Below are 25,811 nucleotides of genomic sequence, written 5' to 3'. Positions count from 1 at the left end.
CTCACAGCTCTCTGATGACCCGCGCCGGATTACCCGCGGCGAACACCTTCGACGGCAGATCCCGCGTGACGACGCTGCCCGCGCCCACCACGGTGTCGTCCCCGACGGTGACCCCGGCGCAGACGATGACGCCGCCACCGAACCAGACGTTGTTCCCGATGGTGATCGGCGCGGCCGATTCCCACCGCTGCCGCCGCAGTTCGTGGTCCTCCATGGGGTGCAGCGCGGTCAGCAACTGGCAGCGCGGGCCGATCGAGCAGTCCGAGCCGATCTTGATCGGGGCGCAGTCGAGCAGGATGGCGTCGTAGTTGAGGAAGCTGTTGTCGCCGATCTCGATCAGGTAGCCGTAGTCGCACTGGAACCTCGGCATGATCCAGGAGTCCTCGCCGAGCTTGCCCAGCAGTTCGCGCAGGATCGTGCCCCGCTCATCGGTCTCCTCCGCGCCCGTGACGTTGAACCGGTCGACGAGACCTTGCGCGCGCCTGCGGTCCGCGACCAGTTCGGGATCGTTGTCCCGGTACAGCTCGCCGCGCAGCATGCGGTCCTTGTGCTCACCCATGGCGCCCAACCTACCGAAACGCCCAGGAAAGAACCCTGCCGGCGAGCCTCCCTCGGGAGGCCGCCGGCAGGGCGGGGGCTTGCGGAGTGATCTTCAGTTGTGTCGATCCGTTTCGAGAGAGGGCCGGCCCGGCGGGTGGGTGAGGTGTAAGGGGGGACCCGCCGGGCCGGAGTATTTTCCTTCCTGTTCGCCGGTTCTCGCTTCCCTTGAACTGCCCCGGCGTCGAAGTGAGCCGAGGACGACTGCTACCCGATTACTTCGGGGAATCTCTGGTGGAGTTGTGAAGTTCCTTCGGCGTTCTACTGAAAACGATAAACCCGAACTGCGTCCGTGTCACCTGTTTGCCGAATTTAATTGAGGTGACGCGGATCACTCGCGACACAAAGAGAGGAGACTTTCCCTTGGCGCACAACGACATCACCGTACCCACGAGAACATTGTGGACACTGGGGACGTCCCGCCGAGGGAAAGTCTCCTCACTTGAAAGGAAAGTCGTCAGCGATTCATTCGCGACACTTCCGACCCTCGTTGATGCAATCGACGAGGCGGTTCATGATCTGGTTCGACATCACGTTCGCGAAATCGTCATGGTCGGAGAAGGGGTTGTGATCCTCCTCGGGGAACGAGTCCACTTTGTACTGGCCGTTGACCTGGATCTCCCGGGGGATCTTGTAGGTCAGCGAGATGGTGAGCTCCGGTACGGCGGTCAGGCCGTTCCCGCACTCGCCGTTCTCGTTGGGGTACTTGATGTGATCGCGGTGGTTCTCGCTGTCGATGTTGTTGCCGTCGAGACAGCTCGCGAAGGTGTGCACCCGCTTGACGTCACTGCCCTCGGGGCAGATCGGGTACTGCTTGATCACCCTGTCCTCGAACCCGGTACAGGTCCAGCTTTCCCGCGCGTTGGCGGGGCCGTTGGCGGTGACCTTCGCGTCACCGTAAAGGATCCGGAGGAACTTCGGCATCTCCTTCACCTTCTCCTGGGCGTTGCCCTTGAAGGTGATGTCGACGACCGCGGGACGCTGGATCTCCCCGTCGTTGCCGGCGAGTTCGTTCTCCGCGTTCGGTGCTTCGAGTTCGACCTGGTCCTGCTCGGCCTGTTCCTGCTCGTTGTTGTTCTGGTTGTCGTTGTTCTGATCCTGGTTGTTCTGATCCTGGTTGTTCTGGTTCTGGTCGTTCTGATTCTGGTTGTCCTGGCCCTGGTTCTGGTTGTTCTGGCCTTGGTTCTGGTCGGCGTCGTTGTTCTGGTTCTGGTTCTGCTGCCGGTTACCGTCGCGGTTCTGGTCGCGATCGCCCTGCGGCTGACCGCCGCCGCCGGAGTTCCGATCGGCCTGACGCTGCTGGTCCCGGCCACCCTGCTGCTGATCCTGGTTCTGGCCGGCGCCCTGCTGGTTCTGGGCACCCTGCTGGTTCTGCTGCTGATTCTCGTTCTGCTGCTGGTTCTGTTGGCCCTGCTGGTCGTTCTGGTCGTTCTGGTTCTGCTGGTTGTCCGCGTTCTGTTCGCCCTGCTCCTGTTCGCCCTCCTCCTCGGTGTCGATCCTCACCACCGGCCAGAAGTACGTCGATTCGTCACCGTTCGCACAGGTGGTACCGGCGCCCAGCAGGCTGTCGTTGTTCGAATCCGCGTCGGTGGAAAGGTTTCCGACGTAGTCGTGCAGATGCTGGGCTCCATTGCGGATACCCGGCTGCGCGATGAAGTTGTCGGGGTTGAAGTGCCCGTTCTCGTTCTTGCCGCAGTTGACGGTGAACGAGCCCGTGGACGCGTCTTCACCGGGTTCCGGCTTGTCGACGTTCGGCTGGACCTTGGTGATGTCCACGAACTGCGACTTGTCCACCTCGTCCGCGGAAGCGCTGTCCGAGTCGCCGGTCGTGGTGGCCACCACCAGACCCCCGACCGCGATCGACAGGCCCAGCAACGCGGTCGCGATCTTGGTCCTGCGGGCGATACGATGGCGCCCTTGATTTCGTGCCATTGACTTGCTCACCTCATTCGTTTCCGGGCACGGCTGAGAAACCACTTGTACCCAGGCATGAGCTACGCATTTGTCGAATACGGAATTACCGAATTCGCGGCGAACCTTTTGTTCGCCCGCCGAGGGAGATCCGGCTACTGAGAGATACGGTTCCGACTGGGGGCCGGTTCAAAACGCGACCCCACCGTTATCTTACCGTTATAAACTATCGGCGCACGATCGCCAGGACGGTGCCGTCCTGCTTGTGGACCTCGAAGCGCTCGATGTCGCTCATCTGCAACGCCGTCGAACCGGTGACGACGAGCGGGTCCGGCGAGCCGGGCACGCCGTAGCCCTTGGCCGGCACACCCCAGCCGTTGACGACGTGGGCCTGCCCGCTGCGGGAGTAGGCGAAGAGCTGGCAGCTCATCGGTCCGATGAGGCCGCGCAGTTCGAGTTCGACGACACTGCCCCACTCCTTCTCCTGCACGGTGACCTCGGCCGCGACGGCGTTACCCGCTTCGGACCAGCCGAACGGGGCGGCGCCGCCGTCCGGGCCCGTCTCCTTGGGCGGCGACGAGGACTGCGCGGACGAGAGGGAGTTGGGCGCGGCCTGCGTGATGACCGGGTCACGATCAGTGAGCGAAAGGACGGTGAGCGGCCCGCCGACGACGAGCACGAGCACGGCGGCGGCCGTCGCGAGGCGGATGACCTTCCGCCGGCGGCCCGCCTTGGCGGCGTCCGCGAGCAGCATCCGCAACACCCGGGGGCCCGGGCCCTTCACGGGCGGGTCCGGCCAGCTCTTCTTGACCATGTCGAGGATGTCCGGCAGGTGGTACATCTCGACCAGTTCGACCTGGCACTCCGGGCACTCGAGCAGGTGCGCCTCGAACCTGGCGTGGTCGTCCTCACCGAGGACACCCAGCACGTAGGCGGCGACGTCGGTGTGCGGCGCTCCGGACACCTCGCTCACCCCCGCTCCTGCAGTGCCCTGCGCAGCGCGCGCACAGCGTGGTGGATCCGCGATTTCACCGTACCCGGCGGAACACCCAACGTCGCCGCGACCTCGTTGACGGTACGGTCGCGCAGGTAGGTCTGCTGGACGGCTTCGCGTTGTTCCGGGGAGAGATTCCGCAGGGCCTCGTAAACGATCATGGCCGCGAGCGTCTTCTCCGACTCGTCGGGCACGCCGATCGAATCGGACTCCAGTTCCTCCACCTCCTGGGGGCGGGCACTCCGGCTCCGCCAGCCGTCGATGACGATGCGCCTGGCGACGGTGAACAGCCACGCACGCAGCATCTCCGGCTGCCGGTCGAGCTTGCCGGCGTTGCGCCACGCTTTGATGAGCGTCTCCTGGACCACGTCCTCGGCCCACTGGCGATCGTGGCCGGTCAGCTTCAGCACGAACGCCATCAGGCTCGACCCGAACTCCTGGTACAACGCCCTGATGAGGTCGTCATGCCCGTTCGACACGGGTTCATGATCGACAATTGGCTGCAGTATCCGAGAGTGGCGTCCCACGCGGCACATCTTTGTGGGATCAGGGGCGATAAGTCCAGTACTAAAACCGTTCTGTCCGGGTTCTGGCGCACATGAAACTTTTTTGAACCGTTCTCGACTCGTGACCGTATCCCCTACCGAAGACCCCCCGACCCGGCGCTGTCCCCCGCACCGCCGAATCCATTGTGGATCATGACTGTCCACAGTGGAGCTAAACGCGCCTGCACACCATCGTCCTGCGGCGATGGCGTTCTCCTCTGGCCCCCGACAGGAGGATTTCCGTGAACCCCGTGTCACGCTCGGTCATACCCCTGGCCGTCACCCTAGCCGCGGTCGCACTGACAGCGGCCTGCACCGCAGGTACCGCGGGACCGAACGGCACTCCGGGCGCGGCCCCCGCCGCCGGTGCGGCGGAAATCCCCGGAATGCCCGACCCCGCGGCCGAAGCCGCACCAGGAGTGACGGCGGCGAAGCTGTTCGACCTCGGCCCGATCGTCGTCGACACCAACGGCTTCACGCTTTACCGCTACGACAAGGACACGGTGAACCCGCCCAAGTCGAACTGCTCGGAAACCTGCTCACGGACCTGGATCCCCGCCAAGTCCGACGGCGACCTCATCATCACCGGCGTCGACCGCGCCCTCGTCGGCACCGTGACCAGGGACGACGGCAGCGAACAGGTGACGCTGGCCGGCTGGCCGCTGTACCGCAACGCGAAGGACGCCATGCCCGGCAACACCAGCGGGCAAGGTGTCGACGACGCCTGGTTCCCGATCAAGCCGGACGGCACGAAAGTGCTGCTCACCGCAGACACCTGGCAGGCCGATGACCTCGGCATCTGACCTACCCGGCGAAACCGCCGGCCCCTCCTTTTCCCGGTTCTCACGCCTGCTCCTCGTGCTGCTGACGATGGCCTCGGTGTCCCTGCTCGGGCCCGCCGACGACGCGCACGCCCAGGGGCTCACCGCCGCCGACCGGAACCTCATCGTCAACGTCAAACTCGCCGGGTTGTGGGAAATGCCCGCGGGGATGTGGGCGCAGGAACGCGGCAAGAGCCAGCGGACCCGCGAGGTCGGCCGGGCGCTGATGATCGACCACGGCAGGCTCGACACCGCGACCCACGACATCGCCGACCGGTTCGGCATCCCGCTGCCGAACGAACCCTCGGACCAGCAGGCGGCGTGGCTCGGCGAGATGAAGGCCGCCCGCGACGACAGCGAGTTCGACCGGATCTTCGCCAACCGGCTGCGGTACGCCCACGGGGTGCTGTTCCCGATCATCGCGCAGATCCGGGCCGGTACCCGCAACGACGTCGTCCGGGACTACGCCACCACGGCCAACCAGGCGGTACTGCGGCATATGACCCTGCTGGAGAGCACGGGTCTGGTCGATCAGGCACAGATGCCGGAAGCGCCCGTCCCCCAGTCCAACTCGGCCAACGCCGCGATGGACGTCGGCTTCGGCGACATGGCCCTCGGCCTCGTCCTCACGGTGGTACTCGGCGGCGGCCTGTTCTTCGCCCTCCGGACCCTGCGCAGCAAGAACACCCGGACCCGCAAACGCGCGGTCGGCTCCGAACCAGAACTGGTTCCCAGTGCCCCAGGAGAAATCAATGTATGACGGCTGGTCCGAGGTGGTGATCTTCCTTGCCCAGAAGTCGGACACCGATACCGGTATCAAGGGGATGGCCCAGACCTCCGCCCGGATCTCCTACGGGTTCATGTGCCTCACCCTGTGCTGGGGCGTGTTCACCGCGACCGGGTGGATCAAGTCGTTGACCGGGCGCAAGGCGCTGCGGAACTCGCATATGGTGCTCGGCATCCTCACGCTGTCGTTCGGCGTGGTGCACGCGATGTCGTTCCTGTTCCTGCCGGACGGGTTCACCCTCGCGCAGGTCTCGATCCCCCTGCTGCCGGGAACGCTGGCGCGGCACGAACTCGGCGTCATCGGCCTGGAGGTCATGATCGCCGTCTCGCTGACCGGCGGCATCCACCGGTTCAGTTCCTATCGGCGCTTCCTCTGGATCCACCGGCTCGCCTACCCGGCGGTGGCGATCCTCGCGCTTCATTCCTTCTTCGGCGCCATGGCCAACGGACACCTCGGACTGCTGTGGTTCGGCGGGATCACCCTGCTGGTCCCCGCGATCCTGCTGACCGTGCTCCGGTTCCTACCCACCCGGTTCCTCGAACGGATGGGCCTCGTGGAGGAGCTGGTCTGACCATGCCGTGGCTACGAAACGACTGGGAGAAACGAACATGATCTTCGGAAGCGTGCGGCGCGGCGGTACTCGCGTCAGCGTCGACAACGAACGGTGCGAGATCTTCGGCTTCTGCGAGATGGAGGCGCCCGCCACCTTCAAGATCGGGCCGGACGGCAAACTCCGCATCCGTCGGATGGTCGACCGGGATGGCCTGGACCAGGCCATCTCCGCCGCGAGGCTCTGCCCGAAGCAAGCCATCAGAGTCAAGGGAGAAGGAGCGCACGACGATGAGTGACGGAGATCGGATCGTCATCGTCGGAGCCGGCGTCGCCGGATTCCGTTCCGCGGAACGCCTGCGTGAACTCGGTTTCGACGGCGAAGTCGTGATCGTCGGCGACGAGCCGCGGAAGCCGTATCACCGGCCGATGGTGTCGAAGGAGCTCATCACCGGCGGCGTGAAGCCGGTGGCGGCGAGCCTGGACAACTACAACGACATGGACCTGCACTGGCGGCTCGGCACCCGCGCGACCTGGCTCGACACCAAGGAGCGCACGGTGCACCTGCCGGGCGGGGAATCCCTTTGGTACGACGGCCTGATCCTCGCGACCGGTGTCTACCCCCGGCATCTTCCCGGCTCGCCGCGCCACGACCCGCGGGTCCGTGTGCTGCGCACCGTGGAGGATTCACTCGCCGTCCGGCGCGCCTTGGGAAACAGCAACAAGTCGGTCGTGGTGATCGGCAGCGGCCTGATCGGGAACGAGTTCGCCGCGTCGATGCGGTACATGGGCCGCGACGTCACGCTCATCGGCCACGCGAAGGCGCCACTGCACCGCTTCGGCGAGCGGATCTCGTCGGCCTTGACCAAGGAACACCAGCACCACCGCGCCAAGCTCGCGATGAACACCGAGGTCCGCAACTGGATCAGCACCAAGGAGACCGTCGGGCTGCACCTGACCAACAACCAGTTCCTGGTGGCCAGCTGCGTGGTGCTCTCGATCGGCAGCGTGCCGGCGGTGGACTGGATGCGCGGCTCCGGGCTGACCCTCGACGACGGCGTCCTGTGCGAGGCGACCCTGTTCGCCGAGGGCGCCGACGACGTCGTGGTCGCCGGTGACATCGCGAAATGGCCGAACCTGCGGATCGACGAGACCCCGCGGCGGGTCGAGCACTGGATGAACGGTGTCGAATCCGGCCGGGCGGCGGCGGAGAACCTGATGCTGGGCCGGTCGAACGCACGGCCGTTCACCCCGCTCCCCCGCGCCTGGTCCTCGCTCTACGACGCCCGGCTGCAGACCGTCGGCATGCCGTCGCTGGGCAAGGACACGATCGAACTTTCCGACGGTGTCACCGGTTTCGTCCGGGACGGCAGGCTCATCGGCGCGGCGGGCTGGGACCGGCCGAAGGCGATGATCCACTGGACCGCCGAACTCGACCGTCGGCTGCCGGTTCCGGAGCCGGTCTTCAGCAAGCCGGAGCCCGCCACGGCGGAGCCCTCGTTCGCCGACGCCGTCGCCGTCGGCGGAGAGTCCACTCCGATCGGGGAGGACATCCTCGCCCCGTTCGAACGCGACTTCCTGTCCGACACCCCGACCGCGGCCGTACCCGCACAGGAGGAGATGCCCTGGGCTCGCGTGCCCGCCGGGTGACCCGGGCTCGCGATCAGGACCGGGGCCGCGCGCGGCGGCCGCGGTCCCTCCAGGTGGCGGTGGGTTGCTGGGCCTCCGCACCCACCGTCACCTCTGGGGACACCGGGAGGACCGGAGTTCCGCCGGCGATTCGGGCGCCGTCGGACACCGCCCTCCGGGCTACCCGCATACAGGCGGGGCCCTTCCAGGCTTGACTCACCTGGAAGGGCCCCTTCTGTCTGCGCGAGTAGTCCTCTAAGGGCGTTCTAGAGCCGCTCGATGATCGTCACGTTCGCGGTCCCGCCGCCTTCGCACATCGTCTGCAGCCCGTACCGCCCGCCTCGCCGCTCGAGTTCGTGCAGCAGCGTCGCGAACAGTTTCGTGCCGGTCGCCCCGATGGGATGGCCGAGCGCGATGCCGCCGCCGTTGACGTTGACCCGCTCCGGATCCGCGCCCATCTCCTCGATCCACGCCAGGACGACGCTCGCGAACGCCTCGTTCACCTCGAACAGGTCGATGTCGTCGATGCCCAGCCCGGTTTTCCGCAGCGCGTGCGCGGTCGCCGGGATCGGCCCGGTCAGCATCCACACGGGATCGGCCGCCCGCACCGACAGATGGTGGATCCGGGCGCGCGGCGTCAGGCCGTGTTCCTCGACGAACTTCTCGGACGCGATGAGCGTCGCGCTCGCGCCGTCCGAGATCTGGCTGGCCACAGCGGCGGTGATCCGTGAGCCTTCGCTCAACGGCTTCAGCTTCGCCATCCGTTCCAAGCTGGTGTCCCGCCTGGGCCCCTCGTCCAGGCCGACACCTTCGAACGGCGCGATCTCGGCGGCGAACCGGCCTTCGTCGATGGCCGCGATCGCGCGCTGATGGCTGCGGAAGGCGTACTGCTCCATCGCCTCACGGGTCAGATCCCAGTGTTCGGCGATCATGTCGGCGCTGCGGAACTGCGACACCTCGACGCTGCCGTACCGCTCCTGCCAGCCCTTCGACCCGGAAAACGGGTCTTCGAAGCCGTATTCGCGGCCGGCCAGCATCGCCGCGCTGATCGGGATCGCGCTCATGTTCTGCACACCGCCGGCCAGCACCAGGTCCATCGTCCCCGACAGCACCGCCTGCGCCGCGAAATGCACGGCCTGCTGGCTCGAACCGCACTGCCGGTCGATCGTCACGCCCGGGACGTGATGTCCGTACCCCGCCGCGAGCCACGCCGTCCGCGCGATGTTGCCCGACTGCGACCCGAGGGTGTCGGTGCAGCCGAGGATGACGTCGTCGACCAGATCGGGATCGACGCTCGCGCGGTTCACCACGGCCTGGATGATGTGTGCGCCGAGGTCGGCGGAGTGGACGCCACTGAGCGCTCCCCCGCGTCTTCCCACCGGAGTCCGGACCGCGTCCAGGACATAGGCCTCAGCCCGAGGCACGTTTTCCCGCCGAGGGCTCATCGACGCTGCCACGGCGCCTCCTTGTCTTCGTCGCGATACCGTCCAGCAGGATCCCGAGGTACTGCTGCGCGACGTCGTCCGCGCTCAGCACGCCCTCGGGGTTGTACCAGCGCACCGCGACCCAGACGGTGTCGCGGATGAACCGGTAGGTGAGTTCGACGTCGAGGTCGGTGCGGAACACGCCCGCCGCGATGCCGTCGGTGAGGATCCCGTTCCACAGCTTGCGGAACTCGGTGTTGCGGTCGGTGAGGTAGTCGAACCGCGGCAGCTGCATCAGGTGCTTCGCCTCGGCCTGGTAGATCGCGACCTCGGCGGGCCGCCGGTGAATGGATTCGAACGACGCCACGACGACGGCTTCGAGCGTTTCCCGCGGGCCTTTGCCCTCGGCGACGATTTCGGCGTAGGCGCCGAACAGTTCGTCGAGGAATACGGTGAGGAGCTCGTCGGCCATCGACTCCTTCGAGTCGAAATGGTGGTAAAGGCTGCCCGAAAGGATTCCGGCCGCGTCCGCGATGTCCCGCACGGTGGTGGAGACGTAACCGCGGTCGGCGAACAATTCCGCCGCCAGGGCGAGCAGTTCGGCACGGCGGGACCCTGGATTGGACTTCATCGGTACCTCACGCATGCTGGGAACTCACGGACACGACCTCACCGGTGAGGTACGAGGAGTACTCACTGGCGAGGAACACCATCACATTCGCGACCTCCCAGGGTTCGGCCGCCCTCCCGGAGACCTCGCGCGCGGTCAGTTCGGTGAGCAGTTCCTCGCTGGTCACCTTGGCGAGGAAGGGATGCATCGCGAGGCTCGGCGCGACGGCGTTGACCCGGATGCCGTGCTCGGCGACGTCCACGGCCGCACACCGGGTGAGCGCCATGACTCCGGCCTTCGCCGCCGCGTAGTGCGCCTGCCCGGCCTGTGCCCGCCAGCCGATCACCGAGGCGTTGTTGACGATCACCCCGCCGTCGCCCTGCGCGATGAACCGGTTGACCGCCGCCCTCGTCGCGCGGAACGTGCCGTTGAGGGTGACGTCCAAGACCCGCGTCCACTCCTCGTCGGTCATGTCCACTATGGACTTCGTCCCGCCGAGACCGGCATTGTTGATCAGCACGTCGATCCGGCCGTGGCGCGCCACCGTGCCGTCGATGAGCGCCTGGACCTGGTCTTCCCGCGTGACGTCGCAAGGGATCGCGTGGACGTCGCCGAGTTCGGCGGCCTTCTCCGCGAGACGCCGTTCGTGCCAGTCGCTGAGCACGACCCGGGCGCCTTCCTCGATCGCGCGTTTCGCCACCGCCGAACCGATCCCGGTGCCGGCCGCCGCCGTCACCACGACCACCTTGTCCCGCAGGAGGTTCGCCCCCTCGGGGTATTTCGGTACCGGAATCATGGTCGTACCTCCCGGGGAAGCCCGAGCACCCGCTCGGCGATGACGTTGCGCTGGATTTCGTTGGAGCCGCCGTAAATCGTGTCGGCGCGGGTGAAGAGGAAGAGCTGCTGCCAGGCGTCCAGCCCGTCCTCCGCGACCATGCCTCGCGCGCCGCGGACGAGCATCGCCAGTTCTCCCAGCGACCGGTGCCAGTTCGCCCAGACCAGTTTGGACACTTCCGCCACTCCGGGCGAGGAGTCGCCGAGGGTGCGGATCGCATGGGCGCGCATGACCTCCAGGCCCACCCAGGCCCGGTCGATCCGCTCGGCGATGCCCGGGTCGTCCGGCGCGATCCTGGTGAGTTCTTCGAGTTCCCGGCGGAAGCCGACCTGCTGGCCGAGCGTCGCGACGCCGCGCTCGAAGGCGAGCGTGCCGAGGGCGACCCGCCAGCCGTCCCCTGGTTCTCCGACCACCAGGTCCTTCGCGGTGCGGGCGCCGTCGAAGAAGACTTCGTTGAACTCGGAAGTCCCGGTGAGCTGCCGGATCGGGCGTACCTCGACACCGGGTTGCCTCATCGGGACGAGCAGATAGGACAGTCCTTTGTGGCGTTTCGACCCGGGTTCGGTGCGAGCGAGGACGAAGCACCAGTCGGCCACGTGCGCGAGCGACGTCCAGACCTTTTGCCCCCGCACCACCCATTCGCCGCCTTCGAGGGTCGCGGTGGTCGACACCGCGGCGAGGTCGGATCCGGCGCCGGGTTCGGAATAGCCCTGGCACCACAGTTCGTCGACGGCCACGATCGGCGGCAGGAAGCGCCGTTGCTGTTCCGGCGTTCCGAACGCGATCAGGGTCGGGCCGAGAAGTTCCTGCGCGAGGTGACTCACCCTGGCCGGCGCACCGGCCCGTGCGTACTCCTCGTGGAAGATCACCTGCTGGTCGAGCGTCGCGCCCTGGCCGCCGTGTTCGGCCGGCCAGCCGACGCAGGTCCAGCCCGCCGCGGCGAGCCGTCGTTCCCATTCCACGCGTTCGTCGAAGGCCTCGTGCTCGCGCCCCGGACCGCCCGAGCCGCGCAATTCCGGCGGCAGATTCTCCGCCAGCCAAGTGCGCACACGGTCGCGAAAGCCGTCCTCCTCTGTCACGCACGCCTCCTCTAGCCAAACCAGAGCCTGCTGCGTAGGCTACCCTACCAAGCACTTGCTAGGGAGGCTCGATGTCCGAAGGGACCATCCCGGCGGCGCTCGACAGAGCCGCGGAAGACTTCGCCGGGCGAGAAGCCCTCGTCGACGGCGACATCCGGTTCACCTATGCCGAACTCGCGCGCCGGGTACGGCAGGCGGCCCGGTTCTTCGAGGGGCACACCCGCGTCGCGATCTGCTCCCCCAACACCTGGCACTGGGTCGTCGCCGGGCTCGGGGCCCTGTACGCCGGCGCGACGCTGATCCCGGTCAACACCCGCTTCACCGCGCGCGAAACGATCGACATCCTCGAGCGCGCAGGGGTGTCCGCACTCGCGATCACCGGCACGTTCCTCGGCACGGATCGACTCGCGGACCTCGGCTCCGCTCGCCCAGGCACCGTGTTGCGCATCCCCGTCGAAGGCGTCGAAGAACCGGTCGACGGCGTCACGGAATGGGACGCGCTGGCCGGGTACGACAGCAGGTTCACCAGCCCCGCCCAAGTGAACGACGTCAGCGACATCCTGTTCACCTCGGGCACCACCGGGCGCAGCAAGGGCGCGATGAGCAGCCACCGGCAGGCGCTGAGCGTCGCCGAGGCGTGGGCCGACTGCGGCGGCCTGACCGAGCACGACCGCTACCTCGTGATCAACCCGTTCTTCCACAGTTTCGGGTACAAGGCGGGGATCCTCGCGGCCGTGCTGCGCGGCGCGACGATACTGCCGCAGCGCACGTTCGACGTCCGGGAAACCCTGCGGCTCATCGAAACCGAGCGGGTCACCGTGCTGCCCGGCGCGCCGACGATCCATCAAGTGCTGCTGGACGCTCCCGAGCGCACGGACCACGACCTCTCCAGCCTGCGGCTCGCCGTCACGGGCGCGGCCACCGTGCCGGTCGCCCTCGTCGAACGAATGCAGACCGAACTGAGTTTCGACACCGTGCTCACCGCGTACGGGCTCACCGAAGCCGTGGTGGCGACGATGTCCCGCCCCGGCGACGACGCGAAGCTGGTGGCGAACTTCTCGGGCCGCGCGACGGCGGGGTTCGAGGTGAAACTCGGCGAGCACGGCGAAGTCCTGCTGCGCGGGCCCAACGTCATGCTCGGCTACCTCGACGACCCGGAGGCCACCGCGGAGGCCATCGACGCCGAGGGCTGGTTGCACACGGGCGATGTCGGCGTGCTCAACGAACAGGGCTATCTGCGGATCGTCGACCGGATCAAGGACATGTACGTGTCCAAGGGGTTCAATGTCTACCCGGCCGAGATCGAGCAGGCACTCGGCTGGCTGGGCGGTGTCGCGGAATCCGCGGTGATAGGTGTTCCCGACGCGGTGTATGGCGAGGCAGGCAAGGCCTACATTCGGCTGAGTCCCGGAGCCAAACTGTCCACAGAGGACGTCCTGGCGCACTGCAAACGCAATCTAGCCAACTACAAGATTCCTCGATTTGTCGACTTCGTTACGGAACTTCCCCGCAATCTGTCGGGGAAGGTGCTCAAACGCGTGTTGCGGGAGGAGAACGGATGACCGTCGAGTACGAGCGGCGCGGGCCGGTGGCCGTCGTCACGATGAACCGGCCGGAGTACCGGAACGCGCAGAACTCGGCGATGACCTACGCGCTCGACGCGGCGTTCAGCCGTGCCGTCGACGATCCCGAGGTCAAGGTGATCGTGCTGGCGGGGGCGGGCAAGCATTTCTCGGCCGGGCACGACATCGGGACCCCGGAACGCGACGTGGACGTGTCCTTCGAACGCAAAGCGGTGATGTGGTGGGACCACGTCGGCACCGAGGGTGGCGACCAGCGGTTCGCCCGCGAGTCGGAGGTCTACCTCGGCATGTGCCGTCGGTGGCGGGAGATCCCGAAGCCGACCATCGCGAGCGTGCAGGGCGCGTGTATCGCGGGTGCGCTGATGCTGGCGTGGGTGTGCGACATGATCGTCGCCTCCGAGGACGCGTTCTTCGCCGATCCCGTGGTGCGCATGGGAATCCCCGGTGTCGAGTACTTCGCGCACCCGTGGGTCCTCGGCCCGCGCGCGGCCAAGGAAGTGCTGTTCACCGGCGAGCGGTTCACCGCACAGCAGGCCAAGGAATGGGGCATGCTGAACCGCGTCGTCCCGCGCGCCGACTTGGAAGCCGAGACGATGGCGCTGGCGGAGAAGATCGCGGTCATGCCGCGAATGGGCTTGGCGCTGGCGAAGAAGGCGGTCAACCAGGCGGAGGACCTGATGGGCCTGCGGTCCGGAATGGACTCCGTGTTCGGGCTGCATCACTTCGCGCACGCGCACAACGCCGAGGTCTCCGGCGGCGACTCCTTGGGCGGGCAGGACGCCCGCTCGATGCGGGACGCGAACAGGAAGTCGTGATGGACCTCGATCTCGATGAGCGCGCACTCGCCTTCCGGGACGAAGCCCGCGCCTGGCTCTCCGCGAACGTCCCCACGGAGCCGCTGAAGTCGTTCGACACCGCCGACGGCTTCGCGCGGCACCGCGACTGGGAGGCGAAACTGGCCGATGCCCGGTGGTCGGTGGTCTCGTGGCCCCAGGAGCTCGGCGGCCGGGATGCGAGCCTTCTGGAATGGGTCCTGTTCGAAGAGGAGTACTACGCGGCCGGCGCGCCGCTGCGGGTCAACCAGAACGGCATCTTCATGCTCGCGCCCACGTTGTTCTCCCATGGCACGGAGGAGCAGCAGAGCCGCATCCTGCCGAAGATGGCGCGCTCGGAAGAGGTCTGGGCGCAGGCGTGGTCGGAACCCGAGGCGGGCAGCGACATCGCCGCGCTGCGGAGCACCGCGACCCGCTGCGACGGCGGCTGGCGGGTCAGCGGGCAGAAGACGTGGAGTTCCCGGGCGACCTTCGCCGACCGCGCGTTCGGACTGTTCCGCAGCGACCCGGATTCGGTGCGTCACAAGGGGCTCACCTACCTGATGGTGGATCTGCGAGCCGACGGTGTCACCGTCCGGCCGATCCCCCAGCTCGATGGCGAGCCCGGCTTCGCGGAGATCTTCTTCGACGACGTCTTCGTTCCCGACGAGGACGTGATCGGCACCCCGGGTGAAGGCTGGCGGGTCGCGATGACGACGGCGAACAACGAGCGCGGTCTGTCCTTGCGCAGTCCCGGCCGGTTCCTGGCCGCCGCCGACAGGCTGGTCTCACTCTGGACCGAAGCCGGCCGCCCCGCGCACACAGCGGATCGGGTGGCCGACGCGTGGATCGGGGCACGGGCCTATCAGCTGTACACGCTCGGCACGGTCACCCGGCTTTCCGAAGGTGCCTCGCTGGGGCCGGAATCGAGTGTCAACAAGCTCTTCTGGTCTCATCTCGACGTCACGCTGCACGAAACGGCGCTCGACATCCTCGGCCCGGACGCGGAACTACGCGGCCAGTGGAGCGACGGCTGGCTGTTCTCCCTGGCCGGCCCGATCTACGGCGGGACCGACCAGATCCAGCGGTCCATCGTCGCCGAACGGCTGCTCGGCCTGCCCAAGGGGGCTCGATGAGGTTCGCGCTCTCCGGTGAGCAGGAACAGTTTTCCCGGAGCCTGCATGATCTGCTGTCCGGTGTGCACACCGACTCCGCCAACCGGTCCTGGGCGGCCGAGGATCCCGGGCCTGGGCTCAAGATCTGGCGGCGGCTGGCCGAACTCGGCGTGACCGCGCTCGCCGTCCCCGAACGCTTCGACGGACTCGGCGCCACCCCGGTCGACCTCGCTGTCGGTTTCGAGCGGCTGGGCTATCACGGTGTCCCCGGCCCGTGGACAGATACTGTCGCCGTTCTGCCGTCCTTGCTGGACGACGAACTGCTGTCTTCGGTCGCGTCCGGAGAGACGCTGGCGTCGGTGGCGTTCGCACCGCATGTGCCCTACGCGTTGGACTCCGACATCGCCGACGCGCGTCTCGCCGTCGAAGGCGACAGGCTCCGCGCTTTCACGCCGGGCGAGTATCTGTCCTCTGTAGACGGTTCGCGGCGACTGTTCTCGCCGGTTCCGGGAGACGATCTCGGAGCCGCCCTCGACGCGGACCGGGCGTTCGAACTGGGCTGCCTGGCCACGGCCGCGCAACTGCTCGGCGCGGGCCGGTGGCTGCTCGACACCTCGGTCGCCTATGCCGCGCAACGGAAGCAGTACGGCCGCGAGATCGGCGGATATCAGGCGATCAAGCATTTGCTCGCCGATGTCGCGACCGGCCTCGCGCTGGCCGAACCGCTGCTGTTCGGCGCGGCCGTGACCCTGGACCGCCGGGACGTCTCGGCGGCCAAGGTGGCGTGTGGCGATGCGGCGCACCTCGCCGCCCGGACCGGATTGCAGGTCCATGGCGCGATCGGGTACACCGCCGAACACGCGCTCGGCCTGCGGCTGACCCGGGTCCGGGCGCTGGTCGGAGCCTGGGGCACACCGAGGTTCCACCGGGAGCGGGTGCTGTCATGACGTTCACCGCCGAGCAGGACGCGTTGCGCGACAGCGTGCGGAAGCTGCTGGACCGGGAAGCCGATCCCTGGCCCGGATTATGCGAACAGATCGGCGTGGCCGCGTTGGCCGTTCCCGAACGCTTCGGCGGCCTCGGCGCCGGGACGACCGAACTCCAAGTGGTCGCCGAAGAACTGGGCCGGGTCCTGGCCGACGTCCCGTTCCTCGGTTCGGCCGTGCTGGCCGTGCACGCGGTTTTGGCCACCGGCAACGACGAGGTCTGTCAGCGCCTGCTCCCCCGGCTTGCCGAAGGAGCCGTCGGCGCGGTGGCCTGGACGGACGCGGAAGGTGACTGGACCACACCGGCCTGCCAGGCCACCGGATCCACTGTGGAGGGTGAGGCCCACTACGTCCTGAACGGAGCCGAAGCCGAGATCCTCTTGGTGGTGGCCGACAGCTCGCTGTACGAGGTCACCGATGCCCGTCGCGTGCGAACACCCGCGATGGACGAAACCCGGCGGCTGGCTCGCGTGACCTTCGAGGGCACGCCTTCCCGGCTGATCGGCCCGGTCGACCTCACCGCCTTGCGGGACGTCGCGTGCGCCGTCCTCGCCGCCGAACAGGCCGGGGCCGCGGCGCGGGCGTTGGAACTGACGGTGGAGTACAGCAAGCAGCGGCACCAGTTCGGCAGGCCGATCGGCGGGTTCCAGGCGTTGAAGCACCGCATGGCGGATCTCCATGTCCTGGTGGAGACCGCGCGATCCGCGGCGTATGCGGCTCCCGGGTCGAGCAGGCTCGCCGCCGTCGCGAAGGTGCATTGTTCGGAGGCGTTGGCGACGGTGGCCGGGGAGATGATCCAGCTGCACGGCGGGATCGCGATCACCTGGGAACATGCGGCGCACCGGTATTTCAAGCGGGCGTATGGGGCGGCACAGCTTTTCGGTGCGCCCGCGGAACATCTCGGGCGGGTGCGTCCGGCGTTATCGTGATCCGGTGGACTGTGCGATCTGCGCCAAGCATCGGGGCGACGCGGAACTGGCCCCGGAACACGTGTTCTCGGCCATCGCCGGGCGGAGCGTCGCCCATTTCCATCAGCATGTTTTCGTGCGCCACCAGGGCACGCCTGAGGAGATCGGGTGGATGAACGGTCCATCGTGGACAGATGCGCCTCTAGCGGACATCGGCGCGCTCTGTGGTCGGCTGGCGAGCTACTACTGATCCAGGAACCGGGTGATGGCCCGGATCCGGTCGCCGTCGACGGTGAGGACCATGAGCCCGGCCGAGGCTTCCCCATGGTGGCAACGGAAGGCGGGCTGGTTGTTCGCCCGCGTCGGCGTCATACTGAAACCTTGAGGTACGGGCCAGGCCATGGTCACGCGGAGGAAGCCGGCGATCGCGTCGGGACCGTGGTACTCGTGCGGCGCGGGCGGCATGGCGAGCCAGGCGTCGTCGGTGAGCAGGCGGATGACGCCATCGAGATCGCCCGCGGTGAACGCGTCGGCGAACCGCCTGGTCAGCTCGCGTTCCTGGGGTGACGGCCGGTGCTCGGCGCCGGCACGATGCCGGTCGAGCGAGGCTCGGGCGCGTTGCAGGACGCCTTTGACCGCGGTCTCGGTGGTGCCGAGCATGCTCGCGACCTCGTCAGCCGGGAAGCAGAGGACGTCCCGCAGCACGAGGGTGGCGGCCTGCCTCGGCGGGAGCAGCTGGAGGCCGGTGACGAAGGCGAGCTCGATCGCCTCCCTGGTGTGATAGCGGGCCTCGGGTCCGGGCTCACGGTCGGCGATGCGTTCGAAGAGCTCGTCCGGGTACGGCTGTAGCCAGGTGACTTCGCCGCGGCGGCTGGGCTCCGGCGGCTGGAACGGCGGCACCGGTTCCGGCGGGCGACGGCGGCCCGTGTCGCGCAGGACGTTGAGGCAGCGGTTGGTGGCGATGCGGTACAGCCAGGTCCTCAGCGAGGAGCGCCCTTCGAAGCCGTCGAGACCGCGCCAAGCGGCGAGGAGGGTCTCCTGGACGGCGTCCTCGGCGTCGGTGAGTGAGCCGAGGATGCGGTAGCAGTGCAGGTGCAGCTCGCGACGATAGGACTCGGTGAGCTCGCGAAACGCCTGCTCATCGACACGGTCCGGGGTCACCCTGGTCACGGGGCCGATCCTGTCACGAACTTTTTCGGCGCGCACCGTTCCGATCCGGGCGGGGGTGGTGTCCGACCTGGTGACCGTTGACGAAAGGAACCATCATGACCAGCCCAGCCTTGGACGTCGCCCTCGCCTACCACCGGGCCTGGACCGGCGGGGACTTCGAGAAGGCGATGACCTACGTCGCGGACGACATCGTCTGCGAAACGCCATCAGGGCGCCTCGAAGGCGCGGAGGCGTTTCGCGGGTTCATGGGTCCGTTCGCGCAGATCCTGACCGGCTCGAACCTGCTGTCGGCGTTCGGGGACGAGACGACGGCGCTGCTGATGTACGACACGACGACCATCCCGGTGGCGAGTGCTCCCGGAGCGGAATTGGTGACTGTGCGAGAGGGGCTGATCACTCGGCTTCGGATCGTTTTCGACCGGGCGCCTTTCGATGCGGCTCGGAAGGCCGCGGTATCGGGCTCTTGAGTGGCTGTCGGTCGTGAAGCGTGGCGATGCCGCGTGAAGGACCCCTTCACTTCGCTGAGCCGAGGGAAGGGGTCCTTCACGCGCCGCCCGACCACGTCGCAATTAGAGGACGAAATGCGGGTGGGCTCGCCGACCCGAGGCGCCCACGACCCACCGGACGCTGGTCAGAAGGGTGGTGGTTCTTCGTCGGGTTCCGGTCGTGGGTCGTGCAGCGGCTCGGGTGTCGCGTCGTAGGTGTGGCCGCTGGGAGTCGTGATGATCATGCCGCCGTGCCCGGTCGGCTCTGCTGTCCAGCCCGGCTCATTGCGAAGCAGGTTATGGATCTTGCAATAGCCGTGGCAGTTGTGGTGATTGGTCTTCCCGTTCTGCGCCCACGTCACGATGTGATCGATCTCCGAGAACTCCGCCGGACGATGACACCCAGGTTGCGTGCATTCCCGATCCCGAGCCTTGATCAACCGTGCGAGCGATGCTGGTGATCGGTACTTGTCGGCGCCCGCTTCCAAGAGCTGACCGGTGGCGGGATCGGTGATCAACCGCGACCAGGTCGAGTCGGGATCCGAGGCGATCTCCCGAACCAGCCAGTCGGGGATGTGGCCATATCCGGCGAGGAACGCCGGGTCGTTACGGGCGCCGGTGAGGGTCAGGAAATCTACGTAGACGTGGATGTGGGCCTTCGGCTTACCGTGGCCGTCTTCGGCCAGCAGGCGTTCGGCGAACAGATCAGCACGGTGCTGATCCAACGTCTTGGATTTGTCGTTGTCCCGCCGAGTGTGTGCCCCGCGGTCTAGTGAGGCATAAACGGAACTGGCGACTTCGGAGGGGAGATACCCGGAGAGGGTGGACATGGTCTCGCCCTCATGCTGCAGGGACACATGCCGCAATGCGCGTTTCTTCTTGGCTCGGTCGCGATAGCCGTCGGGGTCGTATTTCTTGACCGCCCAATCGACCGAACTGCGAATCGCACCCGGGTCACGGTCGGCCAGCCGGGACGACATGTGCTCGTCAACCAGCCCGGCGACCTCGTCGGAGACTTCGCGAGTGAGCTGGGTGACCTTGGATGCCTTGAACAGGTCGATGTCGCCACAGTCCAGCGCCGCCAACGTTTTCGGCAGTCGTGACACGAGAGCGCAGGAGATTTCGAGCAGCAGGAACGCTTGATTACGAGAGACCGAGAAGCGCAAAGCGACCTCCTCGGTCACCGATCTTCGCGACCCGCCGATTCCAGCGAACTCCGCTAACGCACGCACCTGGCGACCCTGCGCCTGCCGAAGCACCAACTCCTCGGCGAACGAGGCTTCAAGGAAGCGCGCGGCCTGATTTTGATAAACAAGCTTAGGTTCATGACAATGATCATACTCGAACTACTGTTCGACTGCCAGCTAATTGCGGGCTCAGACTCAGATGGTCAGTGCGCCGGCTGAGATAATGATCCTTCTGACCAGCGAAGGGGTGTTCCGTGTCGCGTGATGTTCCGTTGCGGTCGGTGGAGCGCGAGTTGATCGCGTTCGGGTTGAAGCAGGGGAAGTCGTTTCGGGAGATCGGGGCCTGGATTGGGCGGGATCATTCGGTGGTGTCCCGCGAGGTTGACCGTACGGTGGGAGGGAGTGTCCGAAAGAACGTAAGGTGCCGAAATCGCCGTTTCTGACTCGCGTGGCGACCGAGGGGTTACGTCAGGGCAGGATCAAGCGACGGGCCCGGTCTCGGGGGGCGGAGCTGCGGGATAGATCGAGGACATGGTCCTGATCAGCGAGCGATCGGCCGAGGCCGAGGGCCGTGCCGTGCCGGGTTTCTGGGAAGGCGATCTGATCGTCGGCGCGAACAATCAGTCGCAGATCGCGACCCTGGTCGAGCGGAGCACTCGATTTGTCATGCTGGTGCGTATTCCTCACGATCGCGTGGCCGAGGACGTGGCCTCACGACTGGCCGACAAGATGAACACCTTGCCTTGCGTTTTCAAAACAGCGTCACCTGGGACCAGGTGGCGAGATGGGCTGCCACAAGCAGTTCACCATGGCCACGAGCAACGACCGGCCGCGGCAGACTCTGGGGTATCTCAAGCCGATCGAAGCGTTCAGCAAAGTGTTGCCAGACTAGAGGCGGTGCACTCACCAGTTGAAACCACCGGGGTAGTTCAACCAGTGAGATTAACTTCTTGAAGATGTACTGACATACGGTGGCCATCTCGTCAGCCTTATCCAGTTGAGACGGCTTTTGAAGGCATCGGGCAAGGTGTTCATCTTGTCAGCGGCCGCCGAGCCGCTCTTCCGACCCTTTGAGCCCGAGGAACAGGTGATCGGGGAGCACTCGAAGAGTCGCGTCAGAACACCCGCCGCACTCAGCACCCAGGGTAGGGCCAACCCCCGCCTCAACCCACCTGCCTACCACCTTCACCCTGCCCCCGGCCGTAGGCCAGACTCACAAGGGTGACCGCAAACCTCCGCACAGGCAGCGATTTCGCCCGCCTCTCCCGCCGCATCAGCGAAGCGGGCCTCCTCGACCGGCGCCCGGGGTACTACGTCTTCCGCATCAGCCTGGTCGCCACGCTCTTCGTCTCGGGCTGGATCGCCTTCTTCGCGATCGGCGATTCCTGGTGGCAGTTGGCGATCGCCGTGTTCCAGGCGGTGATGTTCGGCCAGATCGCCTTGCTGTCGCACGATCTGGCGCACCGTCAGGTGTTCCGCACCCGTCGGCCGAGCGAGATCGTCGGCCGCATCGCGGGGAACCTGGGTGTCGGGATGAGTTACGGCTGGTGGATGGACAAGCACACCCGCCATCACGCGAACCCGAACCATGAGGACCTCGATCCCGACGTCGATCCGGACATCCTCGTGTGGTCGAAGGATCAGGCCCGGGCCAGCAAGGGGCTTCCGCGGTTCATCGGCCGCTATCAGGCGTTCCTGTTCTTCCCGCTGCTCACGCTCGAAGGCCTGAACCTGCATTTCTCGGGGATCCGCGCGGTCGCGAAGCCGGGCATCCGACAGCGCGGCATCGAAGCGGCGTTGCTGCTGGCCCACTTCGCGCTCTACTTCAGCGCGCTGCTCATCGTGCTCTCCCCTGGCAAGGCGCTCGTCTTCTTCGTCGTCCACAAAGCACTGTGGGGCGTCTACATGGGATCGATCTTCGCCCCCAACCACAAGGGGATGCCGATCCTGTCCGGGGAAACCGAACTCGACTTCCTCCGCAAGCAGGTGCTCACCTCACGCAACGTCCGTGGCGGCCGGGTCGTCGACGTCGCGCTCGGCGGGCTCAACTACCAGATCGAGCACCATCTCTTCCCGAGTATGCCGTCGACGCACCTGCGCCGCGCTCGGCCCATCGTCCAAGAGTACTGCGCGGAAATCGGTGTCCCGTATCACGAGACCGGGCTGGCCGAGTCGTACGCGCTCGCGCTCCGCAGTTTGCACGAAGCCGGTGAGCCGATCCGGCTTTCGGAGGGTTCACCGGCTGAGACGCCCGCCCGGGGCCGGCTATAACCAATCGTCGGGACGCGGCCACGGCATGAGCGCCGCCAGGGCGTCCGTCACCGGTTCGGTCACCGTGTACCGCCCGCGGTGGAACAGCAGCGGGCGGACATCCGAGTGTTCCCCGAGCGCGGTGACCCGGCCGATGACGACGTAGTGGTCCCCCGCCTCGTGCACGGCTTCGAGGGTGCAGTCGATCCACGTCAAGGCCCCTGCCAGCAAAGGGGATCCGGACGGGGCGGGGGTCCACTCGACGGAGGCGAACTTGTCCTGGCCACGCGACCCGAACACCGCGCTGACGTCCTGCTGGTCCTCGGCGAGCACGTTGACGGCGAACCGGCCGGACTCGGCGAGTACCGCCCAAGTCCGTGAAGTCTTGGCCGGGCAGAACAGGATCAGCGGTGGATCGAGTGACAACGCCGCGAACGACTGGCAGGCGAAACCCACCGGCGCCTTGCCGTCGTGTCCGGTCACCACCGCGACGCCGGTGCAGAAATGCCCGAGCACCGTTCGAAAGAGCGCCGGATCGATCTCGGCCTCGACATCCGTCACCGGGGTCACGACTGACCCGGCGGACGGGCGCCGACTGAAAAGTCGTGTCCCCACAAGGAAACCGCCGTACTCTCTCGGGCAATCCAGCTCTCGTCGTCCACTTGCCTTCCCTCGCAGCCGAATTCGACATCGAATCCGCCGGGGGTCTTCATGTAGAACGAGAGCATCAGATCGTTGACGTGGCGCCCGAGGGTGGCCGACATCGGCACCTTCCGGCGGAGGGCACGGTCGAGGCAAAGGCCGACGTCGTCGGTGTTCTCCACTTCGACCATGAGGTGCACGATGCCGCTCGGAGTCGGCATCGGCAGGAACGCGAGACTGTGGTGGCGCGGGTTGCAACCGAAGAACCGCAGCCAGGCCGGCGCACCGTCGGCGGGCCTGCCGACCATCTGCGGCGGCAGTTTCATCGAGTCCCGCAGCCGGAAGCCGAGGACGTCGCGATAGAAACGCAGTGAGGCTTCATCGTCGCTTGTGGACAGTACGACGTGTCCGAGCCCCTGCTCGCCGGTCACGAACTTGTGGCCGTACGGGCTCACCACGCGCCGGTGCTGCAACGCGACGCCGTGGAACACTTCGAGCGTGTTGCCTGACGGGTCCTCGAAGGACACGAGTCCGTCGACTCGCCGATCGGCCAGCTGGTCCGGCGTACCTTCCTTGTACGGCACGGAATGCGCGTCGAGGCTCGCCCGGATCTCGTCGAGTTCGCCCGCGTTGGCGACTTCCCAGCCCGCGACGGAGAGCCTGTCGTGTTCGCCGGGGAAGATGACGAGCCGCGCCGGGAAATCGTCCATCCGCAGGTAGAGCGCGTCCGGATGGGTACCGGAGCCCTCCACCATGCCGAGGACCTTCAGCCCGTATTCACGCCACGCGGCCATGTCGGTGGCTTCGATGCGAAGGTAGGCGAGCGAACGGATACCCATCAGGAGGCTCCCAGGAAGTCGAGTGCCAGCCGGTTGAACTCGTCGAACTTCTCCAGCTGCGCCCAGTGTCCGCAGCCGCCGAACACATGCAGCTGCGCGCGAGGAATCGTCTTCAACGCGATCAGCGCGCCGTCGAGCGGGTTGACCCGATCTTCCCTGCCCCAGATGAGCAGGACACGTTGACGGAGATGGTGCGCCTCACGCCACAGCATGCCTTCCTCGTAGGTATCGGGCTGGGCGAACGACTTCCCCATCGCCTTCATCGCGGCCAGCGACTCGGGCGCGCTCGCGGCGGCGAACCGCTCGTCGATCAGTTCGTCGGTGATCAAGGACTGGTCGTGCACCATGATCCGCAGGAAGGCTTCGAGCTTTTCGCGGCTCGGCCCCGGCGGGGCGCTGAACCTGCCGAGGTTCTTGATGCCCTCGGTGGGATCGGGCGCGAACAGGTTCACGCTCAGCCCGCCCGGCCCCATCAGCACCAGACGGCCCGCGCGCTTCGGATGATTCAACGCGAGCCGCACGGCCGCCCCGCCACCGAGCGAGTTGCCCACGAAATGGGCCCGCTCGATCCCGAGTTCGTCCATCAGCCCGACGACGGCGTCCGCGCTGTGGCGGAAGTACTGCGGGTGCTCGGTCGGCTTGTCGGACCGGCCGAACCCCGGCTGGTCGATCGCCAGCGTGCGGTAGTTCTTGGCGAACACCGGCAGGTTGCGGCCGAAGTTGCTCCACGCGGAAGCGCCGGGGCCACCACCGTGCAGGAGGATCACCGTTTCCGGGTGTTCCGCGCCCGCCTCGTGGTAGTGCAGCTTCAGTCCGCCTTGGACGGTGACGTACTTTCCCTCGGCCATCAGAACATCGCATTCTCGACGGGCAGCCCGAAGGCGCCGGTTCCGAACATGACGTAGGCGCGCTCGGCGTCGTTGGCGGCGTGCACGCGCCCGGCGTGGGCGTCGCGCCAGAACCGTTGGATCGGGGTTCCGGTTTTCAGGGCCCGGCCGCCGGAGTTCTCGAAGAGCCTGTCGATCGCGAAGATCGCGCGTTCCGTGCCGCGGACCTGGTCGCGGCGGACCCGCAGCCTGGTGGAGAACGGGAGCTTCTCGTCCTTGCGCGCCAGCTGGTACAGCTCGTCGATGTTGTGCGTCAGCTGCAGCCACGCCGCGTCGATCTCGCTGGCCGCCTCGGCGATGCGCACCTTGGCGAACGGGTCCTCTTTGGACTGTTCCCCGGCGTACGCCGCGCGGACCCGCTTGCCCTGGAACTCGACATGCGCGTCGTAGGCGCCTTGCGCCATCCCGATGATGGGCGCGGTGATCGTGCTCGGATGCACCGAGCCGTACGGGAGCTTGTACAGCGGCCCGGGGTTGATCTCCTGGCCCGGCGTCTTGCACTTGGACGTCGCGATGAAGCTGAGCACGCGATGTTTGGGGACGAAGACGTCGTTCACGATGATGTCGTTGGACCCGGTGCCCCGCAGGCCCACGGTGTCCCAGACGTCTTCGATCGTGTAGTCGGAGATCGGCACCAGATAGGTACAGAAGTCGACGGGTTTGCCGTCCTTGAACACCGGGCCGCCGAGCAGCACCCACGTCGCGTGGTCGCAGCCCGAGGAGAAGCTCCACCGCCCGGTGAGCCGGTAACCGCCGTCGACGACGTCCGCCTTGCCCATCGGCGCGTACGACGAGGAGATCCGGACGTCGACGTCGTCGCCCCAGACGTCCTGCTGCGCCTGCGCTTCGAACAGGCCGAGGTGCCACGGGTGGACGCCGAGGATGGAGGCGACCCAGCCCGTGGACCCGCACGCGCTCGCGATGTGCTTGACAGCGGTATAGAAGCTGACCGGGTCGGCCTCTAGCCCACCGAACGTCTTCGGCTGCAGGAGCTTGAAGAACCCGGTTTCCTGCAGGGATTTGACGGACTCCTCGGGAATGCGCCGGGCGTCCTCCGCCTCCTGCGCCCGCTCCCGCAGGACCGGCAGCAGCTCGCGAATCCCCGCGATCACGTCCTGGGCGGCGTGCTCGCTCATATGCGTTCCCTCTCTCGCCATCACCGTGAA

The 25,811-nt window shown here is 67.0% G+C and carries 28 protein-coding genes and 1 pseudogene; 15 read left to right on the top strand and 14 right to left on the bottom strand.

What is annotated here, in order from left to right; all coding sequences use genetic code 11:
- Position 1: 1 nt before the first annotated feature.
- The 4 genes from ACLJRL_RS04255 to ACLJRL_RS04240 form a co-directional block, all read right to left on the bottom strand.
- A complete protein-coding gene (locus ACLJRL_RS04255; RefSeq protein WP_410654648.1) occupies positions 2–559 on the bottom strand; it encodes a sugar O-acetyltransferase in 558 nt (185 codons plus the stop codon).
- A 503-nt stretch (positions 560–1,062) separates the two neighbouring features.
- Entirely contained in the window at positions 1,063–2,529 is a 1,467-nt protein-coding gene (locus ACLJRL_RS04250) for a DUF1996 domain-containing protein (protein ID WP_410654647.1), read from the bottom strand.
- Positions 2,530–2,734: 205 nt separating this feature from the next.
- Positions 2,735–3,481: an anti-sigma factor family protein gene (locus tag ACLJRL_RS04245; protein WP_410654646.1), complete on the bottom strand. Its 747-nt coding sequence runs from the start codon at positions 3,479–3,481 to the stop codon at positions 2,735–2,737.
- Complete coding sequence (locus tag ACLJRL_RS04240; RefSeq protein WP_039919256.1) at positions 3,478–4,029, bottom strand: sigma-70 family RNA polymerase sigma factor; 552 nt, start codon at positions 4,027–4,029, stop codon at positions 3,478–3,480. Before ACLJRL_RS04240 ends, ACLJRL_RS04245 begins: the two co-directional genes overlap by 4 nt.
- A gap of 260 nt (positions 4,030–4,289) precedes the next feature.
- On the opposite strand from ACLJRL_RS04240, the gene ACLJRL_RS04235 reads away from it, so the two are divergent.
- From ACLJRL_RS04235 to ACLJRL_RS04215, 5 genes are read left to right on the top strand one after another with little or no spacing between them, the layout of a single operon-like run.
- Complete coding sequence (locus ACLJRL_RS04235; RefSeq protein ID WP_410654645.1) at positions 4,290–4,850, top strand: hypothetical protein; 561 nt, start codon at positions 4,290–4,292, stop codon at positions 4,848–4,850.
- Complete coding sequence (locus tag ACLJRL_RS04230) at positions 4,834–5,628, top strand: DUF4142 domain-containing protein (RefSeq protein ID WP_410654644.1); 795 nt, start codon at positions 4,834–4,836, stop codon at positions 5,626–5,628. Before ACLJRL_RS04235 ends, ACLJRL_RS04230 begins: the two co-directional genes overlap by 17 nt.
- Complete coding sequence (locus ACLJRL_RS04225; RefSeq protein ID WP_410654643.1) at positions 5,621–6,226, top strand: ferric reductase-like transmembrane domain-containing protein; 606 nt, start codon at positions 5,621–5,623, stop codon at positions 6,224–6,226. The genes ACLJRL_RS04230 and ACLJRL_RS04225 overlap by 8 nt, the downstream gene beginning before the upstream one ends.
- A 37-nt stretch (positions 6,227–6,263) precedes the next feature.
- Positions 6,264–6,503, top strand: coding sequence for a ferredoxin (locus ACLJRL_RS04220; RefSeq protein ID WP_410654642.1), 240 nt, complete (start codon positions 6,264–6,266; stop codon positions 6,501–6,503).
- The gene (locus tag ACLJRL_RS04215) at positions 6,496–7,854 is read left to right on the top strand and encodes an NAD(P)/FAD-dependent oxidoreductase (RefSeq protein WP_410654641.1); all 1,359 of its coding nucleotides are present in this window, start codon (positions 6,496–6,498) and stop codon (positions 7,852–7,854) included. Before ACLJRL_RS04220 ends, ACLJRL_RS04215 begins: the two co-directional genes overlap by 8 nt.
- A gap of 245 nt (positions 7,855–8,099) precedes the next feature.
- Here ACLJRL_RS04215 and ACLJRL_RS04210 read toward each other — a convergent pair whose 3' ends face one another.
- Genes ACLJRL_RS04210 through ACLJRL_RS04195 form a run of 4 tightly spaced genes read right to left on the bottom strand, consistent with a single transcriptional unit; the run spans position 8,100 to position 11,781 of the window.
- On the bottom strand, positions 8,100–9,278 hold the full coding sequence (locus ACLJRL_RS04210; protein ID WP_410655158.1) for an acetyl-CoA C-acetyltransferase: 1,179 nt from the start codon (positions 9,276–9,278) through the stop codon (positions 8,100–8,102).
- The gene (locus ACLJRL_RS04205; protein WP_410655157.1) at positions 9,244–9,888 is read right to left on the bottom strand and encodes a TetR/AcrR family transcriptional regulator; all 645 of its coding nucleotides are present in this window, start codon (positions 9,886–9,888) and stop codon (positions 9,244–9,246) included. Before ACLJRL_RS04205 ends, ACLJRL_RS04210 begins: the two co-directional genes overlap by 35 nt.
- Positions 9,889–9,895: 7 nt before the next feature.
- Positions 9,896–10,663 carry an SDR family oxidoreductase gene (locus tag ACLJRL_RS04200; protein ID WP_410654640.1) on the bottom strand — a complete coding sequence of 256 codons (768 nt, stop codon included), beginning with the start codon at positions 10,661–10,663 and terminating at the stop codon, positions 9,896–9,898.
- Entirely contained in the window at positions 10,660–11,781 is a 1,122-nt protein-coding gene (locus tag ACLJRL_RS04195; protein WP_410654639.1) for an acyl-CoA dehydrogenase family protein, read from the bottom strand. The genes ACLJRL_RS04200 and ACLJRL_RS04195 overlap by 4 nt, the downstream gene beginning before the upstream one ends.
- A 71-nt stretch (positions 11,782–11,852) precedes the next feature.
- Here ACLJRL_RS04195 and ACLJRL_RS04190 point away from each other — a divergent pair, with 71 nt between their 5' ends.
- From ACLJRL_RS04190 to ACLJRL_RS04165, 6 genes are read left to right on the top strand one after another with little or no spacing between them, the layout of a single operon-like run.
- Complete coding sequence (locus ACLJRL_RS04190; RefSeq protein ID WP_410654638.1) at positions 11,853–13,343, top strand: FadD3 family acyl-CoA ligase; 1,491 nt, start codon at positions 11,853–11,855, stop codon at positions 13,341–13,343.
- Positions 13,340–14,179 carry an enoyl-CoA hydratase gene (locus tag ACLJRL_RS04185; RefSeq protein ID WP_410654637.1) on the top strand — a complete coding sequence of 280 codons (840 nt, stop codon included), beginning with the start codon at positions 13,340–13,342 and terminating at the stop codon, positions 14,177–14,179. Before ACLJRL_RS04190 ends, ACLJRL_RS04185 begins: the two co-directional genes overlap by 4 nt.
- Complete coding sequence (locus ACLJRL_RS04180; RefSeq protein WP_410654636.1) at positions 14,179–15,312, top strand: acyl-CoA dehydrogenase family protein; 1,134 nt, start codon at positions 14,179–14,181, stop codon at positions 15,310–15,312. Before ACLJRL_RS04185 ends, ACLJRL_RS04180 begins: the two co-directional genes overlap by 1 nt.
- Positions 15,309–16,238, top strand: a complete 930-nt coding sequence (locus ACLJRL_RS04175; protein ID WP_410654635.1) for an acyl-CoA dehydrogenase family protein — start codon at positions 15,309–15,311, stop codon at positions 16,236–16,238. Before ACLJRL_RS04180 ends, ACLJRL_RS04175 begins: the two co-directional genes overlap by 4 nt.
- Positions 16,235–17,206: an acyl-CoA dehydrogenase family protein gene (locus ACLJRL_RS04170; protein ID WP_410654634.1), complete on the top strand. Its 972-nt coding sequence runs from the start codon at positions 16,235–16,237 to the stop codon at positions 17,204–17,206. Before ACLJRL_RS04175 ends, ACLJRL_RS04170 begins: the two co-directional genes overlap by 4 nt.
- 4 nt (positions 17,207–17,210) lie before the next feature.
- The gene (locus tag ACLJRL_RS04165; RefSeq protein WP_410654633.1) at positions 17,211–17,435 is read left to right on the top strand and encodes a hypothetical protein; all 225 of its coding nucleotides are present in this window, start codon (positions 17,211–17,213) and stop codon (positions 17,433–17,435) included.
- On the opposite strand, the gene ACLJRL_RS04160 is transcribed toward ACLJRL_RS04165, so the two are convergent.
- Positions 17,429–18,355, bottom strand: a complete 927-nt coding sequence (locus ACLJRL_RS04160; RefSeq protein ID WP_410654632.1) for an RNA polymerase subunit sigma-70 — start codon at positions 18,353–18,355, stop codon at positions 17,429–17,431. The two genes, ACLJRL_RS04165 and ACLJRL_RS04160, sit on opposite strands and share 7 nt — an antisense overlap.
- Positions 18,356–18,450: 95 nt before the next feature.
- Here ACLJRL_RS04160 and ACLJRL_RS04155 point away from each other — a divergent pair, with 95 nt between their 5' ends.
- The gene (locus ACLJRL_RS04155) at positions 18,451–18,822 is read left to right on the top strand and encodes a nuclear transport factor 2 family protein (RefSeq protein WP_410654631.1); all 372 of its coding nucleotides are present in this window, start codon (positions 18,451–18,453) and stop codon (positions 18,820–18,822) included.
- A gap of 164 nt (positions 18,823–18,986) precedes the next feature.
- On the opposite strand, the gene ACLJRL_RS04150 is transcribed toward ACLJRL_RS04155, so the two are convergent.
- On the bottom strand, positions 18,987–20,024 hold the full coding sequence (locus ACLJRL_RS04150) for a DUF222 domain-containing protein (protein WP_410655156.1): 1,038 nt from the start codon (positions 20,022–20,024) through the stop codon (positions 18,987–18,989).
- Between the two features lie 257 nt (positions 20,025–20,281).
- Here ACLJRL_RS04150 and ACLJRL_RS04145 point away from each other — a divergent pair, with 257 nt between their 5' ends.
- The 3 genes and pseudogenes from ACLJRL_RS04145 to ACLJRL_RS04135 all read left to right on the top strand — a co-directional run bounded on the left by ACLJRL_RS04145 (position 20,282) and on the right by ACLJRL_RS04135 (position 22,298).
- Positions 20,282–20,470 (top strand): helix-turn-helix domain-containing protein, encoded by a 189-nt coding sequence (locus tag ACLJRL_RS04145; RefSeq protein WP_410654630.1) that lies wholly within the window; start codon positions 20,282–20,284, stop codon positions 20,468–20,470.
- A gap of 79 nt (positions 20,471–20,549) precedes the next feature.
- A pseudogene (locus tag ACLJRL_RS04140) lies at positions 20,550–20,709 on the top strand (transposase); the annotation flags it as partial.
- Between the two features lie 539 nt (positions 20,710–21,248).
- On the top strand, positions 21,249–22,298 hold the full coding sequence (locus ACLJRL_RS04135; protein ID WP_410654629.1) for a fatty acid desaturase family protein: 1,050 nt from the start codon (positions 21,249–21,251) through the stop codon (positions 22,296–22,298).
- On the opposite strand, the gene hsaB is transcribed toward ACLJRL_RS04135, so the two are convergent.
- The 4 genes from hsaB to hsaA are packed head-to-tail and all read right to left on the bottom strand — an operon-like array spanning position 22,293 to position 25,781.
- Positions 22,293–22,847 (bottom strand): 3-hydroxy-9,10-secoandrosta-1,3,5(10)-triene-9,17-dione monooxygenase reductase subunit, encoded by a 555-nt coding sequence (hsaB, locus tag ACLJRL_RS04130; protein ID WP_410654628.1) that lies wholly within the window; start codon positions 22,845–22,847, stop codon positions 22,293–22,295. The two genes, ACLJRL_RS04135 and hsaB, sit on opposite strands and share 6 nt — an antisense overlap.
- Complete coding sequence (gene hsaC / locus ACLJRL_RS04125) at positions 22,844–23,758, bottom strand: iron-dependent extradiol dioxygenase HsaC (RefSeq protein WP_410654627.1); 915 nt, start codon at positions 23,756–23,758, stop codon at positions 22,844–22,846. The genes hsaB and hsaC overlap by 4 nt, the downstream gene beginning before the upstream one ends.
- Positions 23,758–24,606: a 4,5:9,10-diseco-3-hydroxy-5,9,17-trioxoandrosta-1(10),2-diene-4-oate hydrolase gene (gene hsaD / locus ACLJRL_RS04120; protein ID WP_410654626.1), complete on the bottom strand. Its 849-nt coding sequence runs from the start codon at positions 24,604–24,606 to the stop codon at positions 23,758–23,760. The genes hsaC and hsaD overlap by 1 nt, the downstream gene beginning before the upstream one ends.
- Complete coding sequence (hsaA, locus tag ACLJRL_RS04115; protein WP_410654625.1) at positions 24,606–25,781, bottom strand: 3-hydroxy-9,10-secoandrosta-1,3,5(10)-triene-9,17-dione monooxygenase oxygenase subunit; 1,176 nt, start codon at positions 25,779–25,781, stop codon at positions 24,606–24,608. The genes hsaD and hsaA overlap by 1 nt, the downstream gene beginning before the upstream one ends.
- Between the last annotated feature and the right edge of the window lie 30 nt (positions 25,782–25,811).

This window comes from Amycolatopsis sp. lyj-112 (genome assembly GCF_046549055.1).
Classification (GTDB): domain Bacteria; phylum Actinomycetota; class Actinomycetes; order Mycobacteriales; family Pseudonocardiaceae; genus Amycolatopsis.
The sequence above is the reverse complement of the archived record's forward strand: the minus strand, read 5'-3'. Positions and strand labels throughout refer to the sequence as shown.

What these genes read in the sequence shown, in the direction of transcription:
- ACLJRL_RS04250 (WP_410654647.1), bottom strand. Translation starts at nt 2,529, where the DNA reads ATGGCACGAAATCAAGGGCGCCATCGTATCGCCCGCAGGACCAAGATC.
- ACLJRL_RS04255 (WP_410654648.1), bottom strand. Translation starts at nt 559, where the DNA reads ATGGGTGAGCACAAGGACCGCATGCTGCGCGGCGAGCTGTACCGGGAC.
- hsaC (WP_410654627.1), bottom strand. Translation starts at nt 23,758, where the DNA reads ATGGGTATCCGTTCGCTCGCCTACCTTCGCATCGAAGCCACCGACATG.
- ACLJRL_RS04205 (WP_410655157.1), bottom strand. Translation starts at nt 9,888, where the DNA reads ATGAAGTCCAATCCAGGGTCCCGCCGTGCCGAACTGCTCGCCCTGGCG.
- ACLJRL_RS04180 (WP_410654636.1), top strand. Translation starts at nt 14,179, where the DNA reads ATGGACCTCGATCTCGATGAGCGCGCACTCGCCTTCCGGGACGAAGCC.
- ACLJRL_RS04200 (WP_410654640.1), bottom strand. Translation starts at nt 10,663, where the DNA reads ATGATTCCGGTACCGAAATACCCCGAGGGGGCGAACCTCCTGCGGGAC.
- ACLJRL_RS04155 (WP_410654631.1), top strand. Translation starts at nt 18,451, where the DNA reads ATGACCAGCCCAGCCTTGGACGTCGCCCTCGCCTACCACCGGGCCTGG.
- ACLJRL_RS04190 (WP_410654638.1), top strand. Translation starts at nt 11,853, where the DNA reads ATGTCCGAAGGGACCATCCCGGCGGCGCTCGACAGAGCCGCGGAAGAC.
- ACLJRL_RS04225 (WP_410654643.1), top strand. Translation starts at nt 5,621, where the DNA reads ATGTATGACGGCTGGTCCGAGGTGGTGATCTTCCTTGCCCAGAAGTCG.
- hsaA (WP_410654625.1), bottom strand. Translation starts at nt 25,781, where the DNA reads ATGAGCGAGCACGCCGCCCAGGACGTGATCGCGGGGATTCGCGAGCTG.
- ACLJRL_RS04210 (WP_410655158.1), bottom strand. Translation starts at nt 9,278, where the DNA reads ATGAGCCCTCGGCGGGAAAACGTGCCTCGGGCTGAGGCCTATGTCCTG.
- ACLJRL_RS04175 (WP_410654635.1), top strand. Translation starts at nt 15,309, where the DNA reads ATGAGGTTCGCGCTCTCCGGTGAGCAGGAACAGTTTTCCCGGAGCCTG.
- ACLJRL_RS04220 (WP_410654642.1), top strand. Translation starts at nt 6,264, where the DNA reads ATGATCTTCGGAAGCGTGCGGCGCGGCGGTACTCGCGTCAGCGTCGAC.
- hsaD (WP_410654626.1), bottom strand. Translation starts at nt 24,606, where the DNA reads ATGGCCGAGGGAAAGTACGTCACCGTCCAAGGCGGACTGAAGCTGCAC.
- ACLJRL_RS04185 (WP_410654637.1), top strand. Translation starts at nt 13,340, where the DNA reads ATGACCGTCGAGTACGAGCGGCGCGGGCCGGTGGCCGTCGTCACGATG.
- ACLJRL_RS04230 (WP_410654644.1), top strand. Translation starts at nt 4,834, where the DNA reads ATGACCTCGGCATCTGACCTACCCGGCGAAACCGCCGGCCCCTCCTTT.
- ACLJRL_RS04170 (WP_410654634.1), top strand. Translation starts at nt 16,235, where the DNA reads ATGACGTTCACCGCCGAGCAGGACGCGTTGCGCGACAGCGTGCGGAAG.
- ACLJRL_RS04215 (WP_410654641.1), top strand. Translation starts at nt 6,496, where the DNA reads ATGAGTGACGGAGATCGGATCGTCATCGTCGGAGCCGGCGTCGCCGGA.